The sequence below is a fragment of the Mycolicibacterium elephantis DSM 44368 genome (genome assembly GCF_004014805.1).
In the GTDB taxonomy this organism is placed as follows: Bacteria; Actinomycetota; Actinomycetes; order Mycobacteriales; family Mycobacteriaceae; genus Mycobacterium; species Mycobacterium elephantis.
Genome location: NZ_ATDN01000021.1, coordinates 78,430 through 95,533 on the forward strand (window position 1 = coordinate 78,430; position 17,104 = coordinate 95,533).

Here is a 17,104-nt window from a genome sequence, read left to right on the forward strand (position 1 = left end):
CCAGACGGGCGCGGACAGTTTTCAGCCTGCGGATTTACCCCCTTGTCAATATTTTGCTTTGTGGGCAGTATCGTCGCGTGGGCTTCAACAGCGGGCTGGTGACGTTCGTGGACGCGCTGCCCGGTATGAACCGAATCAGGGCTGTGCAAAGGGCACTCGCGATGCGGTCGGAGCCCGTGTATCTGGAAATCGGTGTGTCGCGAGGACAGGCGTTCCAGCGGATCAGCGCCGATGTGAAGATCGCGGTTGACCCGGCCTTCAAGCTCACCGACCGTGTCCGCGAACGCGCGGACGCCAAGGCGAGGATCACCCGCTACTTCGAGACCACCAGCGACGCCTTCTTTGCCAACGAAAAGACCCTTCTCGAACAGCATCCCGTCGACGTCGCCCTGATCGACGGCCTCCACACCTACGAGCAAGTGGTCCGAGACGTCGAGAACACCGTGCGCTACCTCAAGGACGACGGCGTCATCTTCCTGCACGACTGCAACCCGCCGTTCGAGCTGGCCGGGCGCCGCGCGGAGTCCTGGGAGGAATTCATGGCGCAGCAGAAGGGGCCGCTGGTGATCGGCATCTGGAACGGCGACGTCTGGAAAGCGATCGTGCAGCTGCGCAGCACCCGACCGGATCTGATTGTCGGGGTGTTCAAGTGCGACCAGGGCGTCGGCTTCGTTCGGAAGGGCACTCCCGAATCGACGCTGTCCTACTCGGTGGACGAGGTCCGGGCGCTCACCTATGCGGACCTCAAGGCCGACCGCAAACGTCTGCTCAACCTGAAGCCACCTCGGTATCTGAACGAATTCCTCGCGGCCAGTGCGGCATCTCCGCCCAGGTAGCCGCAGTGCGGTGAATTGCGGTCGCCGCGACCGCAGGACCCCGATGCAAAGCGAAAGGCCAAACCGTCTGCGATGAAATTTGTGCTGGCGACGTGGGGTAGTCGCGGCGATGTCGAACCCAACGCCGCGGTCGGACGCGAGCTGATGCGTCGGGGTCACGACGTGTGCATCGCCGTGCCTCCCGACCTGGTCGGGTTCGCCGAGACGGCTGGGCTCCAGGCTGTCGGGTTCGGGCCCCACTCACGCTCCATCCTCGATTCCCATCGCGACTTTTGGACCTGCTTCTTCGGTGCTCCCTGGAAGCTCCGAACGATGCTCAAGGCGCGGGTCGAAATCGGGGGACCGCTGTTGCGGGGTTGGCAGGACATGAGCACGACCTTGAAATCGATGGCCGACGGTGCCGACCTGATCTTCACCGGCATCAACTTCGAGGACGCCGCCGCCAACGTCGCCGAGTACTACGACATTCCGCTGGCGACATTGCACTACTTTCCGCTGCGCCCCAACGGTCAGGTGCTGACCTTCCTGCCGGCGAAAGTAGGCAGGGCCGCAGTGGCCGCATTCTGGTGGTTGTCCTGGCGGGTGATGAAGACGGTCGAGCACACACAACGTCGCGAACTAGGCCTGCCGAAGGTGAAAGGGTCCGCGCCGCAGCGGATCACCGAACGTGGCTCGCTGGAAATCCAGGCCTACGACGAAGCCTGCTTTCCCGGACTGTCAGCCGAATGGTCCGAATTCGGGGACCAGCGGCCTTTCGTCGGCACGCTGACGTTGGAACTGGCGACCGAAGCCGACGAGGAAGTCGCGTCCTGGATCGCCGCGGGCACCCCTCCGATCTTCTTCGGGTTCGGCAGCATTCCGGTCGAGTCCCCGCGCGACACCCTCGCCATGATCGCGTCGACGTGTGCCCGGCTCGGCGAGCGAGCGTTGATCGGCGCCGCTGGGACGGACTTCACCGGCGCCCCGGAATCCGATCACGTCAAGGTCGTGGGCACGCTGAACTACGCGACGGTCTTTCCGGCGTGCCGTGCGGTCGTGCACCACGGAGGCTCGAGCACCACGCCGATCGTCATGCGAGCCGGGGTTCCGCAGCTGATCCTCTACTGGGACATGGTGCACGCCATCTACGGGGCTGCCGTCAAACGTCTGAAGGTGGGCACCGCCCGGCGGTTCTCCACCGCCACCGAGGAATCGCTGGAGGCGGACCTGCGCACCATCCTCGCGCCGGATTACGTCGCTCGAGCCCGTGAGCTGGCCACTCGTATCACCTCACCGGCGCAAAGCGCTGCTGCCGCCGCCGATCGTCTGGAGGAACTTGCTCGTAGCCGCTGCATTCGCTGAACGGTTCACAGCCAACTCCATGACAGGGTTCGCGCGGGCGAAGTATGGTTTACAAATTCTTACAGGAACGTCAATTAGTGAATCTGGAGAGCTTGGGTGAGGAATTACCCGTCTGACCACGGCCGCAGCCTGGGGTCACCAGTGCACGAAACCTCCAGATGAGAAGAGCGTCTGAGTTCGGAGATCGGATGGGGCTTGTCGACACCGCGCCGCCGCGGACGCACGCACAGCTGGATTTATGCATTCAAATCCCACGCCTCCAGGTTCCGCCCGGCCCGACCGGCGCCGAAAGCTTTCGAAATCCGCCCGTAGAGAGGACAGCCCCGTGACCACCATCGCAGACCTGATGGAGCGGGTACCGACGGCGATCGCCGAGGCCACTGACCGCGCACGCACGTTCGTCGGCGGTGATCGGAAATGACGGACCTTCAGCAACCGGCCACAGCGCACAACGAAGGCTTTGCCATCGTCGGCTACGCCCTGCGTGTTCCTGGCGCCGCCGACGCGGACGAATTCTGGGATGTGCTGCACGAAGGTCGGGATGCGGTATCGGAGGTACCTGCAGACCGGTGGGACGTCGACGAGTTCTATGACCCCGATCCCGATGCGCTCGGAAAGATCGTCACCCGGCGCGCAGGCTTCATCGACGACGCGACGGGCTTTGACGCGCCGTTCTTCGGGTTGTCCAAGCGGGAGACGATGCTCATCGACCCGCAGCATCGGCTGCTGCTGGAGACGGCGTGGCAGGCCGTAGAGCACTCCGGTACCGCGCCGTCGGATTTGGCGAACACCAAGACCGGCGTGTTCGTGGGGATCGGGACCCATGACTACCTGCAGCTGATCTCGGAAGAAATCCCTTACGCCGAGATCGACTCGTATCAGGCGATCGGCTCGTCGGCGGCCGCGGGGGCGGGCCGGATCAGTTACGGGATGGGGCTGCAGGGCCCGGCGGTCAGCGTCGACACGGCGTGCAGCTCGTCGCTGGTGGCAGTGCACCAGGCGTGTCAGGCGTTGCGCTTGGGGGAGTGCGATGTCGCGCTGGCCGGTGGCGTGAACGTATTGCTCAGCCCGAAGAGCGTGATGTCCTTCGCGCGCGCGAAGATGCTGGCTCCCGACGGCAAGTGCAAGACCTTCGACGCGTCCGCCGACGGTTATGTGCGCGGTGAGGGCTGCGGTGTCGTCGTCGTCAAGCGCCTCGCTGACGCGATCCGTGACGGTGACCGGATCCGGGCCGTCATCCGGGGCAGCGCGGTCAACCAGGACGGCGCCTCGGGTGGTTTGACAGTGCCCAACGGTGTTGCGCAACAACGGGTCATCAACGAAGCCCTGGCCAGCGCAGGCGTCTCCGCAGGCGATGTCGGATACCTGGAGGCGCACGGGACCGGGACCTCCCTCGGTGACCCGATCGAAGTGCAGGCCGCCGGTGCGGTGCTCGGCAACGGACGCGACCCCGACCATCCGCTGTTGATCGGCTCGGTGAAGACCAACATCGGGCACCTGGAGGCCGCCGCCGGGATCGCGGGCCTGATCAAGGTGGTGCTGTCGCTCGAGCACGAGGAACTGCCCAAGCAACTGCACTTTCAGAAGCCGTCGCCGCACATCCCCTGGGATCGGCTCGCGGTGCGGGTGGTGGATGAGAACGTGCCGTGGCCGCGGGACGGACGCCCCCGTATCGCCGGAGTCAGCTCGTTCGGGTTCTCCGGGACCAACTCGCACGTCATCCTCGAGGAAGCCCCAGAGGTGGCGCGTCGGACCGTAGAGGTCACCCAGGCGCCGACCGACGACCGGCGCTTCACCGTGTTGCCGTTGTCGGCCCGTAGCCCGGCTGCCCTGGTGGAACTGGCACAGCGATACGGAAGCTGGCTGGCCGAGCATCCCGAGGCCCCTCTGGCAGACGTGTGTTTCAGCGCCGGGGTCACGCGATCGCACTTCGAGCACCGCGCCGCCCTCGTGGTGAATTCGGTGGAGTCCGCCCGTGAAACCCTTCGCGCGCTGGCCGAAGACCGACCGGCGCCGGGACTGATCCGCGGCGAATGCAATGACAAGCCGAAGACTGCCTGGTTGTTCACCGGCCAGGGCAGCCAGTACGCGGGAATGGCTCGCGAGCTGTACGACACCGAGTCGGTATTCGCCGATACGTTGAACCGGTGCACGGCAGCCGTCGCCGACGTACTCGAAAAGCCGTTGCTGGACGTCATTTTCGGCGACGGCCCCGAGGCCCAGGACACCCTGCGGCAGACAAGCTATGCCCAGCCCGCATTGTTCGCGGTGGAGATGGGCCTGGCCCGCCTCTGGCAGTCGTGGGGCTTCGAACCGGATGTGGTGATCGGGCACAGCGTCGGCCAGTACACGGCGGCCTGCGTCGCGGGGGTGTTCAGCCTCGAGGACGGAATGCTGCTGATGGCCGAGCGGGGCCGGTTGTTCGGCAGCCTGCCCGACGGTGGCCGGATGGTCGCGATCTTCGCCGCCGCCGAACGGGTGGAGAGCCTGACCGACGAGTTCCCGCGGTTGTCGGTCGCCGCCTACAACGGCGCCAACACGGTGCTCTCCGGGCCAGCGCAGGATCTGGAGTCGGTGGTCACCCGCCTGGAGGCCGACGGTGTTCGTTGCGATTGGCTCGACACCAGCCACGCGTTCCACTCGGCGCTGCTGGATCCGGTCCTCGACGAGTTCGAAGCGTACGCGGACCGGTTCGAGTTCCGCCCGCCACGAAAGACGTTGATCTGCAACCGTACCGGCGCGGCCCTGGGCAGAAGCGCCAAACTGGACGGCGCCTACTGGCGGCGCCATGCCCGGCAGCCGGTCGAGTTCGCCAAGAGTGTGCGCACCCTGGCCGATCTTCGCTGCTCGATGCTGCTGGAAATCGGCCCGCAGCCGGTGCTGACCGCCGCTGCCATGCGGGCCTGGCCGGACCCGGCGACCGCGCCGCGCGCGATCGCCTCGCTGCGCCGCAACATCGCCGACCACCGGCAGATCACCGAAGCCCTTGCCAACGCATACGTCGCGGGCCACCGACCCGACTTCGCGGCGCTGGCCGGGCCGGCGCGCAAGGTCGACCTGCCCACCTATCCGTTCCAGCACCGCCAGTACTGGTTCCGTGAGCAGCGGGTCCGGCCCACCCAGACGGTGGATGAGACCCAAGCCGCGCGCACCGAGACCGTCCGGCTTCTCGAGGACGGCCGGTTCGAGGAACTCGCTGCGCTGTTAGGCGGCGCCGACGGCGACCAGCAGGCCGTCGATATGCTGAAAAAGCTTGCCGCACAACATAACCAACAGCGCAAAGCGCTCTCGATCACGGACTCCCGCTACGAGATCCGCTGGGAGAAAGCCGCGGGCGGGGCGGCGCAGGCCGACAGCGGTACGGGTTCGTCCTGGCTGCTGGTCTGCGATGACCCCGATGCGGTCGCGCCATTGGCCGACGCGCTGACCGCACGCGGGCACCGGTACCAGACCCTCGACCTGCCCATGTCCGACGCCGACGAGGAGCGGCTCGGGGCCACGTTGCGCGCCGCGGTCGCAGACGACGAGACGACACGCATCCTCAACCTCGCAGCACTGGATCCGCAGACCGCACCGTCGACGCAGTCGCTGTTGCGGATGCAACACCAGGTGCTGAGCGGGACGAGGCGACTGTTGCGTGCCGCCGCTGCGGCCGAGCTCCGCACCCCCATCTGGCTGATAACCCGTGGCGCACAACGCGCTGTCGGTGCGGATTCCGTGTCGCCCGCACAGTCCTCGGTGTGGGGCTTCGGTCGCGCCGCCTCGCTGGAACATCCACGGCTGTGGGGCGGTTTGGCGGATCTGTCGGCGACGGGCGCCTCGGACGGCAGCGACTGGTCGCTGCTGATCGACCATCTGCTGACGGCGCCTGCCGGTGAGGACCAGATCGCGCTTCGCGACCAGGCGGTCTATGTCCCGCGGCTGACCCGCCGCGCAGGGCAGCCGAGCGCGGCACCGCTGAAGCTGCGCGACGACGCGACCTATCTGGTGACCGGCGGGCTGGGCGCGATCGGGCTGGAGGTCGCCGGCTACCTAGCCGCGCACGGCGCGCGACACCTGGTGCTCACCAGCCGCCGCGCGCCCAGCGACAGCGCGCAGCAGCGCATCGACGCGATCCGCGAACAGTCCGGCTGTGAGATCCGGGTCATCGCCGCCGACGTGGCCAACCCGCACGACGTCACCCGCGTGCTGACCACGGTGCGGGCCGAACTGCCCGCGCTGGGCGGTGTCGTACACGCCGCAGGTGAGATCAGCACGACGCCGCTGCAGACCTTGGACGACGCCGAGATCGGTCGCGTGTTCGCCGGCAAGGTGTGGGGCGCTTGGAATCTGAGCGAAGCGACAGCGGGCATGAAGCTCGACTTCTTCCTCAGCACCTCCTCGATCGCCGGGGTGTGGGGCGCCGGCGGCCAGACCGCGTACAGCGCCGCGAACGCCTTCCTCGACGGATTGGCCTGGCACCAGCGCGAGCGTGGTGTGCCGGGGATCAGCGTCAACTTCGGTCCCTGGTTGAACGCGGGGATGGCAGACGATGCCGCCCGCGCCGAATTGGACAAGCGGGGGGTCCGGCCGCTGACGCCCGCCGATGCGTTGGCGGGCATGGCCGAGCTCATGGGCTCGTCGAGCAAGGGCGCATCGCACGGCGTGGTGGCCAAGATCGACTGGGCCGGCTTCCTGCCGCTGTACCAGATGGCCGGCAAGCGAGCCTTCTTCGCCCAGTTGCAGCGCGAGGTCCCCGAGTCGGTGCCGGCCGCGTCGGACGGTGGCAGCACCCAGCTGGTCGAGCGGGTCACCGTCGCGCCGGCCGGTCAACGGAAGAAACTCGTCGTGGACTACCTGCGCGACGTGGTTGCCGACGTGACCCGCATCGACCCCGCCGAAATCCGCGACGAGGCCGGCTTCTTCGACGTCGGCATGGATTCGCTGATGGCCGTTGAGCTTCGGCGCCGAGTCGAGCGGGCCGTGGGCAAGGGGTTGCCGTCAACCCTCGCGATGGACTATCCGCGCCTTGTCGACGTGGCGGACTTCTTGCTCAGCGACGTCCTCAACATCGACACACCGGCGCCCAGTGCCCCCGCACCGGTACAACCGGCCGCGGTCGCGCCGGCGCGCAGCGATGAACCGATCGCGATCGTCGCGGTCGCCTGCCGCTTCCCGGGTGCGCCCAACCCCGAGGCGTACTGGGAGTTGTTGTCGGGCGGCGTCGACGCGATCCGCGAGATTCCCGACGACCGCTTCGACGTCGACGACTACTACGACCCGGACCCCGAGGCGCCGGGCAAGATCTACACCCGTTACGGCGGCTACCTGGACAGCGTCGACGGGTTCGATCCGGAGTTCTTCGGCATCTCCCCGCGCGAAGCGGTGTGGATGGATCCCCAGCAACGGTTGATGCTCGAAATCGCCTGGGAGGGGCTCGAACGCGCCGGCTACGCACCATCCTCGTTGCGGGGCACCCGAAGCGGCGTGTTCGTCGGGGTGGCCGCCAACGAGTACTCGCAGCTGTTGAACGCCAACTCGGTCGAGACCATCGAAGCCCACTTCATCACCGGCAACGCGCTCAACGTGATCGCCGGCCGGGTCGCCTACGCACTGGGCCTCGAGGGTCCGGCGATGGCGGTGGACACCGCGTGCAGCGCCTCGTTGGTGGCCGTGCATCAAGCCTGCCAGGCGTTGCACTCCGGAGACTGCGACATGGCGCTGGCCGGCGGGGTGAACGTCTTGGTCAGCCCGGCGTCCATCGTCGCGACCTCACGCGCGAGAATGCTGTCGGCCGACGGCCGATGCAAGACGTTCGACGCCGCGGCCAACGGTTACGCGCGCAGTGAGGGCTGCGGCGTGCTGGTGCTCAAGAGGCTCAGCGACGCGGAGCGCGACGGCGATCAGATCTGCGCGGTCATCCGGGGCAGCGCGGTCAATCAGGACGGTGCTTCCAGCGGTTTGACGGTGCCCAACGGCGGTGCGCAGCAACGGCTTATCGCCGCAACGCTGGCCCGCGCCGGTCTCGTCGGCGGAGATATCGACTACCTCGAGGCCCACGGGACAGGCACCTCGCTCGGCGATCCGATCGAGGTGCAGGCCGCCGCGGCCGCCTACGGCATCGCCCGCGATACCGACCGGCCGCTTCTGATCGGGTCGGTGAAGACCAACGTCGGCCACCTCGAGTCGGCAGCCGGTATCGCCGGCCTGATCAAGGTCGTGTTGTCCCTGCAGCACGGAATGCTGCCGCAGAACCTGCACTTCCAGAACCCGTCACCGAACATCCCGTGGGACTCGCTGCCGGTACGGGTGGTGGACAAGGCGATTCCTTGGCAGGCCAACGGCCGTCCGCGCCGTGCGGGAACGAGCTCCTTCGGGTTCTCCGGCACCAACGCCCACGTCATCATCGAAGAGGCACCGTCGAAGTCCGCGGCCCCAGAAGCTGTTTCGGAACCGGTTACCGGTGACCAATCGGTGAGCGTGCTGCCGCTGTCGGCGCGGTCACCGCAAGCCCTGGCGGCCTTGGCGCGGCGCTATGCGGACTGGCTCGACAGCCATCAGGACGCCGACATCGCCGACGTGAGCTTCACTGCGGGCGCGGGACGTTCGCACTTCGAGCACCGCGCCGCGATGGTCGTGGATTCGGTGCAGAATGCGCGCGACCTGCTGTCCGAGTTGGCCGAGAACCGGCTGGGACCCGGTGCGGTGCGCGGCGAGTGCGGTGACCCACCGAAGACGGCGTGGCTGTTCACCGGGCAGGGCAGCCAGTACCCCGGCATGGCGCGCGAACTGTTCGACACCGAACCGGTATTCGCCGAAACCGTGACCCGCTGTGCCGAGGCGGTCGACGGAATGCTGCCGCGCCCGTTGCTGGAGGTGCTGTTCGAAACCGACGGCGACGCCAAGTCCCTGGGGCACACCTCATTCGCTCAACCGGCGCTGTTCGCCGTCGAGATGGGGCTCGCGCGGTTGTGGCAGTCGTGGGGCGTCGAACCCGACGTGGTGCTCGGGCACAGCGTGGGGCAGTACGCGGCGGCGTGTGTCGCAGGCGTGTTCAGCCTCGAGGACGGGGCACGGTTGATGGCCGAACGTGGCCGGCTGTTCGGCGAGCTGCCCGAGGGTGGCCGGATGGTCGCGGTATTCGCGGCTGCGTCGCAGGTCGAGCGCGCGGCCGACGACTTCCCGCAGGTTTCGGTCGCCGCCTACAACGGCCCCAACACGGTGTTGTCGGGTCCGGCTGCGGACCTGGAGCAGATCGTCGCCAAGCTGAGCGACGAGGGCATCCGGTGCACCTGGCTGGACACCAGCCATGCCTTCCATTCCGTATTGCTGGAGCCCGCACTCGACGAATTCGAGTCGTACGCACGCGGGTTCGAGTTCGCCACGCCGACCCTGCCGCTCGTCTGCAACCACACCGGCGCGGTGATCACGGCCGAAACCCCGCTGGACGCCGAATACTGGCGGCGGCACTCCCGCCAGCCGGTGCAGTTCGCGGAGAGCATCCAGACGGTGGCTCAGCTGGGCTGCTCGGTGTTGATGGAGATCGGACCGCAACCGGTTCTGACCGGCGCCGCGGTACAGGCCTGGCCGGAGTCCTCGCCTTCCCCGCGCGCCGTCGCCTGCCTGCGCAAGGGCACCGATGACCGACGGCAGATGGCAGACGCGCTGGCCGCTGTGTACGTCGCCGGCCACCGGCCCGACTTCGCCGCGGTGCACCATCAGCCGCGCCGCAGGGTCGAACTGCCCACCTACCCGTTCCAGCGACGTCGCTTCTGGCCCAAGACCGTCGACATCCGAGACATCGACGGCCAGGGCATCTTCGAATCCGGAATTCTGGGCAGCATGAAGGATCTCGCGTCCGGCGAGACCGTCTACACCGGCCGGTGGTCGGTCAAGACGCAGCCGTGGCTGTCGCATCACGTCATCTACGGCACCGTTGTCGTTCCGGGCGCGACGTATGCCGCGATGGCCCTTGCCGCGGTCGGAGTGCCTGCGCAGGTGCGTGAGGTCTTCTTCTACGAACCGATCATCCTGCCCGAGAAGGCTTCTCGTGAGGTTCAACTGACGCTGCGTCCACTCGAGGACGGCAGCGGCTCTACCTTCCAGGTGCACAGCCGCCCGTACGGGGAGCGCGACGCCGAGTGGGCGTTGAACGCCGACGGCCGAATCGTCACCAGCCTCGACGACGTGCCCGCCTCGGATACGTCGGAAACCATCGAGGCCGCTTGCGAACGGTTGCGGCGGACACGACCGCAGCAGCTGTTCGACACCTTCGCCGACATGGAACTTTTCTGGGGTCCCACCTGGGCCGGTTCCCTCAAATCGCTGTGGGCCGGTGACGGTGAGGCGATCGGCGATGTCGCGATCGGCGAGGAACTCGCCGAACAACTCGGCAGTGAGCCGATCCACCCGGTGCTGCTCGACCTTTGCACCGGTGTCGCCTTCCCGGCATTCCCCGCGGTGTTGGCCGCGACGGAGGAAGGCGGACCGATGGCGGATCTCTTCCTGCCGTTGCGGTACGGGCGCGTCGTGATTCGGGAGAAGATGCCGAAACGGTTCTACTGCCGTGCGCGGTGGCAGACCGGAAGCGCCGAGAGCGAAACACAGGTCTTCGACCTGGAATTCGTGGACCGAGATGGGCGCCTGCTGGGTGAGATCCGCGAGTTCGCGGTCAAGCGCGCCCCCCGCGAGGCGTTGTTGCGCGGTCTCGGCGGCGACGCCACCCGCAACCTCTACACCATGGGCTGGCAAGAGATGCCGACGCCGGTCGAAGGCGACGCCGGCGGGGCGTCCGAGGGTACCTGGGTGGTCGCTGGATTCGACGAGTTGTCGGCTGGCCTCCCGGGTTCGGTCGCGCTGGACCGCGACTCGCTCTCCGATCCAGAATCCTGGAAGCGGCTGATCGCGCAGGCCCAGGATCGCGGCGCTCCGGTCGCCGGGATCGTCTGGCGCAGCGCCGGACAACCCGGATCCGAGGAGTCCGCCGGGGAGTTCGCCGCCCGCCTGGAGAACGAGATCGAGCAGTTGCTCACCGTCGTGCGGATGTTGCAGGCACACGAGGACGTGAAACTCACCGGTGGGCTGTGGCTCATCACCGAACGGGCGGTGGCCACCGAATCCGGCGAGCCGGTCGATCCGGCGCAGTCGGCGCTGTGGGGACTCGGACGAACGATCATCACCGAACAACCGGCGCTGCGCTGCAAGCTGGTTGACTTCGATGAACTCGACGACGTCGTGCGCACGCTGCCAGGCCTGCTCGCCGCATCCGTCGATGAGCCCGAACTCGCGCTGAGACAAGGGAAGTACCTGGTACCCCGGGTACTGCCGTGGTCACGCGGTGGCCCCCTCTCGGTGCCCCGTGCGACCGACTACATCCTGGAGCCGACCGAACGCGGCGCCATCGACAACCTGCGCCTCGTCGAGATCGATGTGCCGCCGCCACCGGCGGGCCAGGTGCAGATCCGGGTGGAGGCCGCGGGCCTCAACTTCCGCGATGTGCTGAATGTGCTCGGCCTCTACCCCGGCGATCCGGGACGCATCGGCGGTGACCTTGCCGGCATCGTGACCGAGGTCGGCGCCGACGTGACCGGATTCGAGGTCGGTCAGCGCGTCTTCGGCTTCATGCAGGGTGGATTCGCTTCCCGGGTCAACATTCCGGCCCAGTTCCTGTCGCCGCTGCCGGACGGGGTGAGCGCCGTGGGAGCGGCGACCATCCCCGCTGGGGCGCTCACGACCCGGCTTGCGTTCGACTGGGCCAAGATTCGTCCGGGTGATCGGGTGCTGATCCACGCCGCGAGCGGCGGCGTCGGGCTGGCCGCGATCCAGCTGGCCCGGCAGGCCGGTGCGACCGTCTTCGCGACCGCCAGCACCTACAAACGTGCGACGCTGCGCGAGATGGGCGTGAACTATGTCTACGATTCGCGTAGCACTGCGTTCGCGGACCAAATCCTCGCCGACACTGACGGTGCCGGTGTCGACGTGGTGCTCAACAGCCTCACCAACGAAGGGTTCATCGAAGCGACGGTGCGGGCGACCGCCAGGGATGGCCGGTTCGTCGAAATCGCCAAGCGAGACATCTGGACGCCAGAACAGATGGCCGAGGTCCGGCCCGACATCGCCTACGAGATCGTGGCGCTGGACGCCACCATCGAACAGGAGCCCGAGCGGGTGGGCAGCTTGCTCGCCGAGTTGGCGGAAAGCATGGGACGCGGTGAGCTCTTGCCACTCCCTGCCGAGGTTTATCCGTTGACGGAGGCCAAGATCGCGTTCCGGCGCATGCAGCAGGCGCGGCACATCGGCAAGATCGTGCTCCAAATGCCGAAACCACTGCAGCCGCGGGCAGACCGGAGCTACTTGATCACCGGCGGTGTCGGTGCGCTCGGCCTGCACACCGCGGCCCACTTGGCGCAGCTCGGGGCAGGTCACATCGTGCTGACCAGCCGGCGCATGCCCGACGCGGAGGCACAACGGGCGATCGCGGACATCATGGAGCGCCACCGGTGTCAGATCGACACGTTCACCGCGGATGTCGGCGAAGAGGCTCAGGTCGTCGAGCTGTTGCAACGGATCCGCGCCGAGCTGCCCCCGCTCGCCGGGGTGATACACGGTGCGGGCGTGCTGGACGACGCGCTGCTGACCCAGCAGGACGTTGAGCGTTTCCGAACCGTGTTGGCACCCAAAGCGTTTGGTGCCCACCACCTGCATCGACACACCGAGAACGACGCACTCGAGTTCTTCGTCGTGTATTCGTCGGCAGCCAGCGTGCTCGGTTCGCCCGGCCAGGCCAACTATGTGACCGCCAACGCGATGCTCGACGGGCTCGTCGCGGCGCGCCGCGCGCAGGGCCTCCCGGCGACCAGCGTCAACTGGGGTCCGTGGGCGCAGGGCGGCATGGCCACCTCGCACGCCGCGCGCGCAAATCTCAGCGCGCAAGGGCTGATTCCGTTGGATCCCACTGCCGCTCTCAACGCGCTGGATGAGATCCTCGCCCACGGAACCGGACAGGTCACCGTTCTCAAGGCCAACTGGCAGCGTGCCGCCAAGGGCCTGGGTGGATCTCGTCCGTTCATTCTCGACCATCTGCTTCCGAGCTCGGTCGCGGCCACGCGCGGCGACAGCGAGTTGCTCCGGCAACTGCACGAGGTGCCTGAGGAGGAACGTGGGAGCTTCCTTACCGAGTACCTGCGGTACGAGGTACAGAACTTCCTGCGGCTTGCGCAACCACCGGCGGCCACCAGCAGGTTCCTTGAACTGGGCACAGATTCACTGATGGCGGTCGAGTTCAGCAACCGGTTGTTGCCACAGTTCGGTGGCGCGGTCACGATCAGCGCCACCGCGGTCTTCGACTATCCGACAATCGGGTCGCTCGCCGAGTACCTGGCCGCCCAGATGCCGGAGATGAAAGATTCCGATACCGTCGGTTCGCCTGAGGGCACACAATGATCGCGGCCTTGATTGGGATGGCATAGATGGCTCACCCTGACGAAACGTCGGTCCACGTGGAATCGGAAAGTGAGTCACGTGTGGCGATGTCGGCGCACCTGGCCGATGATCTGCTTTCCACGACCGCCGGTGGATGGCGCAGCTTCTACAACAAACTGAGCCGCCGGCTCGAAGAAGTCGGAGTTGCCGATTCATCGTTTTTCCTCAATTACGGATACCTCCCGACGGACGGGAATAACGAGTCCGCCTTCGACATCCGCGAAGGCACATTCAATGCCAATTCGGTCCGATTGGTGCTTGAGGTTGTCGGACCCGTTGATCTCAATAACCGCACGATCGTCGAGATCGGTTGTGGCCGGGGTGGAAACTCGGCATTGGTCGCGGAGAAATTCGACGGCGAGGTTGTCGGCATTGATATGTCCTCGGAAGCAATCGCGTTCTGCAGCAAGGCGCATACCAAGCACCCGATCGACTTCAAGGTCGGCGACGCGTTGGACCTGCCCCTGCCCGATGAGTTCTGCGATGCGGTCCTCAATGTGGAGTCGTCGCATTCGTATGGGAACTTGCTGAAGTTCCTCAACGAAGTTCGCAGGATATGCCGCCCCGGCGCATGGTTTCTGCACACCGATTTCTTGAGCCCTGATGACTGGGACTACGTCAGGATGCGTTTAGCGACGTTGGGTTTCGTCACCGAAAGCGACCGTGATATCACCGCCAATGTATTGGCCTCACGCGATCAAGCGAGCGACAATTGGGCACAGGTTTACGGCGACGGGAATGCTCGTGTTGCCAACTTTCTCGCACTTCCCGGTTCTGCCATCTACGAGCAGATGCGGGCCGGGTTGTTGGAGTACCGAATACTGAGATCTCAATTGCGCGCAGCGGCAAAATAGCTGTGGGCTAGGAATCCGCCCCACGGCCCCGGGATCTGGTGTCCGGCCCTCTGGATGGCCGTCGCGGACGGCTCGGCGCAACGCGACTACCGGATCGGCCAGTGAGCACTTCGTTCGACGTGCCCGGTGTGCAACGCAACTTACTGACGAGTAACCAATTCGCAAGGGGCACAAGGGCAGTACCTAGCTAACTACGCGCCAGAGCTCACCAGCGTCATGGGAGACACCAAAAAATTGCACCAAAAGACGCTGTGGCACAGTCGATCCCTCGTCGAAGCTTGCAAACGAAATGAATCCATAGCCCTGATTTCGTCGCCGAGCTAACCACGTCGATGCCGGGACTGCGCGCCAAGACGTTAAGCACTCCGCTCAAAATCTCGGTGCCGCAGGAAAACTCGTTTGGCGGTCGGAGAATAGGTGGCCGGGTTCACCTCCAACTGGGTGACAGGGCCCACGCGGGGAAGTATGGTTTACATTTTATTGCGGAAGCGTCAATTAGCTGGGATCTGGAGAGCCGGGGTGAGCAACAACCCTTTTGATGATGACAGCGGAACCTTCTATGTCTTGGTCAACGGCGAAGAGCAACACAGCCTGTGGCCGACATTCGCCGACGTGCCTGCCGGTTGGTACATGGCGTACGGCGAGGCCGACCGGGCCTCGTGTCTGGATTACATCGAACAGAACTGGCCCGACATCCGGCCGAAGACTCTGCGCGAGAGGCTGGTAGCGGGTGGAGCTTCTGATCGTAAATAGCGTGTGGGATCGGGGATCCGATGAGGCTTGACGAAGGCGCGCGTCCTCTGACGCGGGCACAGCTGGACATTTGGCTTGCCGAGGAAACGGGCCACTCCAGCACGGACTGGCAGCTGGGTGTGCTCGCCCGCTTCGACGGCGTCATAGATCGCGAACTGCTCGGACGCGCGATCCGTCACGTGATCGGCGAGGCCGAACCGGTCAGGGCTGCGATCTTTGAGACGGATGGTCAGGTCTTCCAGAGGGCAATCGCCGACCCTGACATCGAGATCACCTTCCACGACCTGAGCGATTCCCGCCATCCGGTGCAGGAGGCCCGTCGGATGGCGCGGGAGATCCAGCGCACCCCGATGCCGCTCACCGGCCCACTGTTCAAGTTCACGCTTTTCCAAACCTGGGACGACGAGTTCTACCTGTTCGGCTGCTTTCATCACATCGTCATCGACGGAACCGGAATCACGCTCCTGGCCCACCGGATTGCGACCGTATACGGCGCAATGGTCTCCGGTGAGCCCTTTCCTCCCGCCTTCTTCGGTTCCCTGCAAGACCTCGTCGACTGCGAATCGGCTTACGAAGCGTCTGCGGAGTACCAGGCAGACCAGGCCTACTGGGCCGAAAACCTGCCGAGCCAGAATGAACACGGCCACTGGGCGGCACCGTCGACCGACAGCGATGATGGGGATCAGCCCCCGACACCGGTCCGGTTGGATCCCGCTGTCCTGCGGCAGGTTCAAGAGTTGTCACAGGCGTGGAACCTGCCACGATCGTCGGTCATCACCGCGGCGTGCGCGCTCTTGGTGCGGGGATGGTGCACCGGCAATTCGGAGGTAGTGCTCGATTTTCCGGTCAGCAGGCGAGTCCAGCCGGAGTCAAAGACGCTGCCCGGGATGCTTTCGGGAGTGGTGCCGTTGGTTTTGCGGATGTCGCCCGACTCGACCATCGTCGACTTCTGCCGATATGTCGACGCGCGGATCCGGGAAGCCCTGCAGCATCAGCGGTTCCCGGTGTACGCGCTCGAACGCAGATCCCGCGCGAACGGCACGGACCAGCCGGCCGATCGGGTGAGCGTCAACTTCATGCCGTCGGCCCTGACCCTTGACTTCGCTGACGTCGAGGCGTCGGCATCCTTCACCAACCCCGGTCAGGTAGGCGATTTCGGTCTGATCTTCTCTGGCGCCGGCGACCAACTCTTCTTCAGCACGTCTGGCACCGGGGGACCACTGTCTGCTTTCGAACTTCCCGAGCTCGCGAAGCGGTTGGAGCGGGTGTTGGTGGCGATGGTTGACGATTCCTCGCGGCGGCTGTCGTCGATGGATGTGGTTGATGATCTTGAGTTGTTGCGGCTCGAGGGGTGGGGGAATCGGGCTGCGGTTGTTGACGGGGTTTTGGGGTCGGGGTCGATTCCGGCGTTGTTTGGGGCTGTGGTTGAACGGGCGCGCGATGCGGTGGCGGTGTCGTGTGAGGGGCGGTCGCTGACGTTCGGTGAGCTCGATGTGGCTTCGGATCGGCTGGCGGCGGTGTTGGTCGGCCGGGGTGTGGGTGCCGGTGATCGGGTGGGGGTGTTGTTGCCGCGCTCGGTTGATGCTGTGGTGGCGATGTTGGCGGTGGTGAAGGTGGGCGCGGCTTATGTGCCTGTGGATCCTTCGGTGCCGTTGGCGCGGTTGGAGTTTGTGCTTGCTGATGCGGCTCCGGTGGTGGTGGTTACGACGGCGGTGTTGGCTGACCGGGTGGCCGGCCGGGGGGTGGGGGTGGTTGATGTCGCTGAGGCGGTTGGTGTTGAGCCGATGTCGGGGTTGGTGGGGCCTTCGCCCGATGATGTGGCGTATGTGATTTACACGTCGGGGACGACGGGTAGGCCGA

6 protein-coding genes are annotated in these 17,104 nt (G+C 66.1%); all 6 read left to right on the forward strand.

Annotation, left to right across the window (positions count from 1 at the left end):
* The first annotated feature begins 77 nt into the window (after nucleotides 1–77).
* The gene (locus tag MELE44368_RS15680; protein WP_241566644.1) at nucleotides 78–836 is read left to right on the forward strand and encodes a class I SAM-dependent methyltransferase; all 759 of its coding nucleotides are present in this window, start codon (nucleotides 78–80) and stop codon (nucleotides 834–836) included.
* 72 nt (nucleotides 837–908) lie between these two features.
* The gene (locus MELE44368_RS15685; RefSeq protein ID WP_128109324.1) at nucleotides 909–2,177 is read left to right on the forward strand and encodes a glycosyltransferase; all 1,269 of its coding nucleotides are present in this window, start codon (nucleotides 909–911) and stop codon (nucleotides 2,175–2,177) included.
* A 417-nt stretch (nucleotides 2,178–2,594) separates the two neighbouring features.
* The gene (locus MELE44368_RS15690) at nucleotides 2,595–13,598 is read left to right on the forward strand and encodes a type I polyketide synthase (protein ID WP_128109325.1); all 11,004 of its coding nucleotides are present in this window, start codon (nucleotides 2,595–2,597) and stop codon (nucleotides 13,596–13,598) included.
* 26 nt (nucleotides 13,599–13,624) lie between these two features.
* Complete coding sequence (locus MELE44368_RS15695) at nucleotides 13,625–14,491, forward strand: class I SAM-dependent methyltransferase (protein ID WP_082933365.1); 867 nt, start codon at nucleotides 13,625–13,627, stop codon at nucleotides 14,489–14,491.
* A 519-nt stretch (nucleotides 14,492–15,010) separates the two neighbouring features.
* Nucleotides 15,011–15,244: an MbtH family protein gene (locus tag MELE44368_RS15700; protein ID WP_064929733.1), complete on the forward strand. Its 234-nt coding sequence runs from the start codon at nucleotides 15,011–15,013 to the stop codon at nucleotides 15,242–15,244.
* A 20-nt stretch (nucleotides 15,245–15,264) separates the two neighbouring features.
* Nucleotides 15,265–17,104, forward strand: a 1,840-nt coding sequence (locus MELE44368_RS15705; RefSeq protein ID WP_164890122.1) for a condensation domain-containing protein, incomplete at its 3' end; no start/stop codon positions are given.

Excerpts from the sequence above, each read along its gene's own strand:
- MELE44368_RS15685 (WP_128109324.1), top strand. The coding sequence starts at position 909 with ATGAAATTTGTGCTGGCGACGTGGGGTAGTCGCGGCGATGTCGAACCC.
- MELE44368_RS15690 (WP_128109325.1), top strand. The coding sequence starts at position 2,595 with ATGACGGACCTTCAGCAACCGGCCACAGCGCACAACGAAGGCTTTGCC.
- MELE44368_RS15695 (WP_082933365.1), top strand. The coding sequence starts at position 13,625 with ATGGCTCACCCTGACGAAACGTCGGTCCACGTGGAATCGGAAAGTGAG.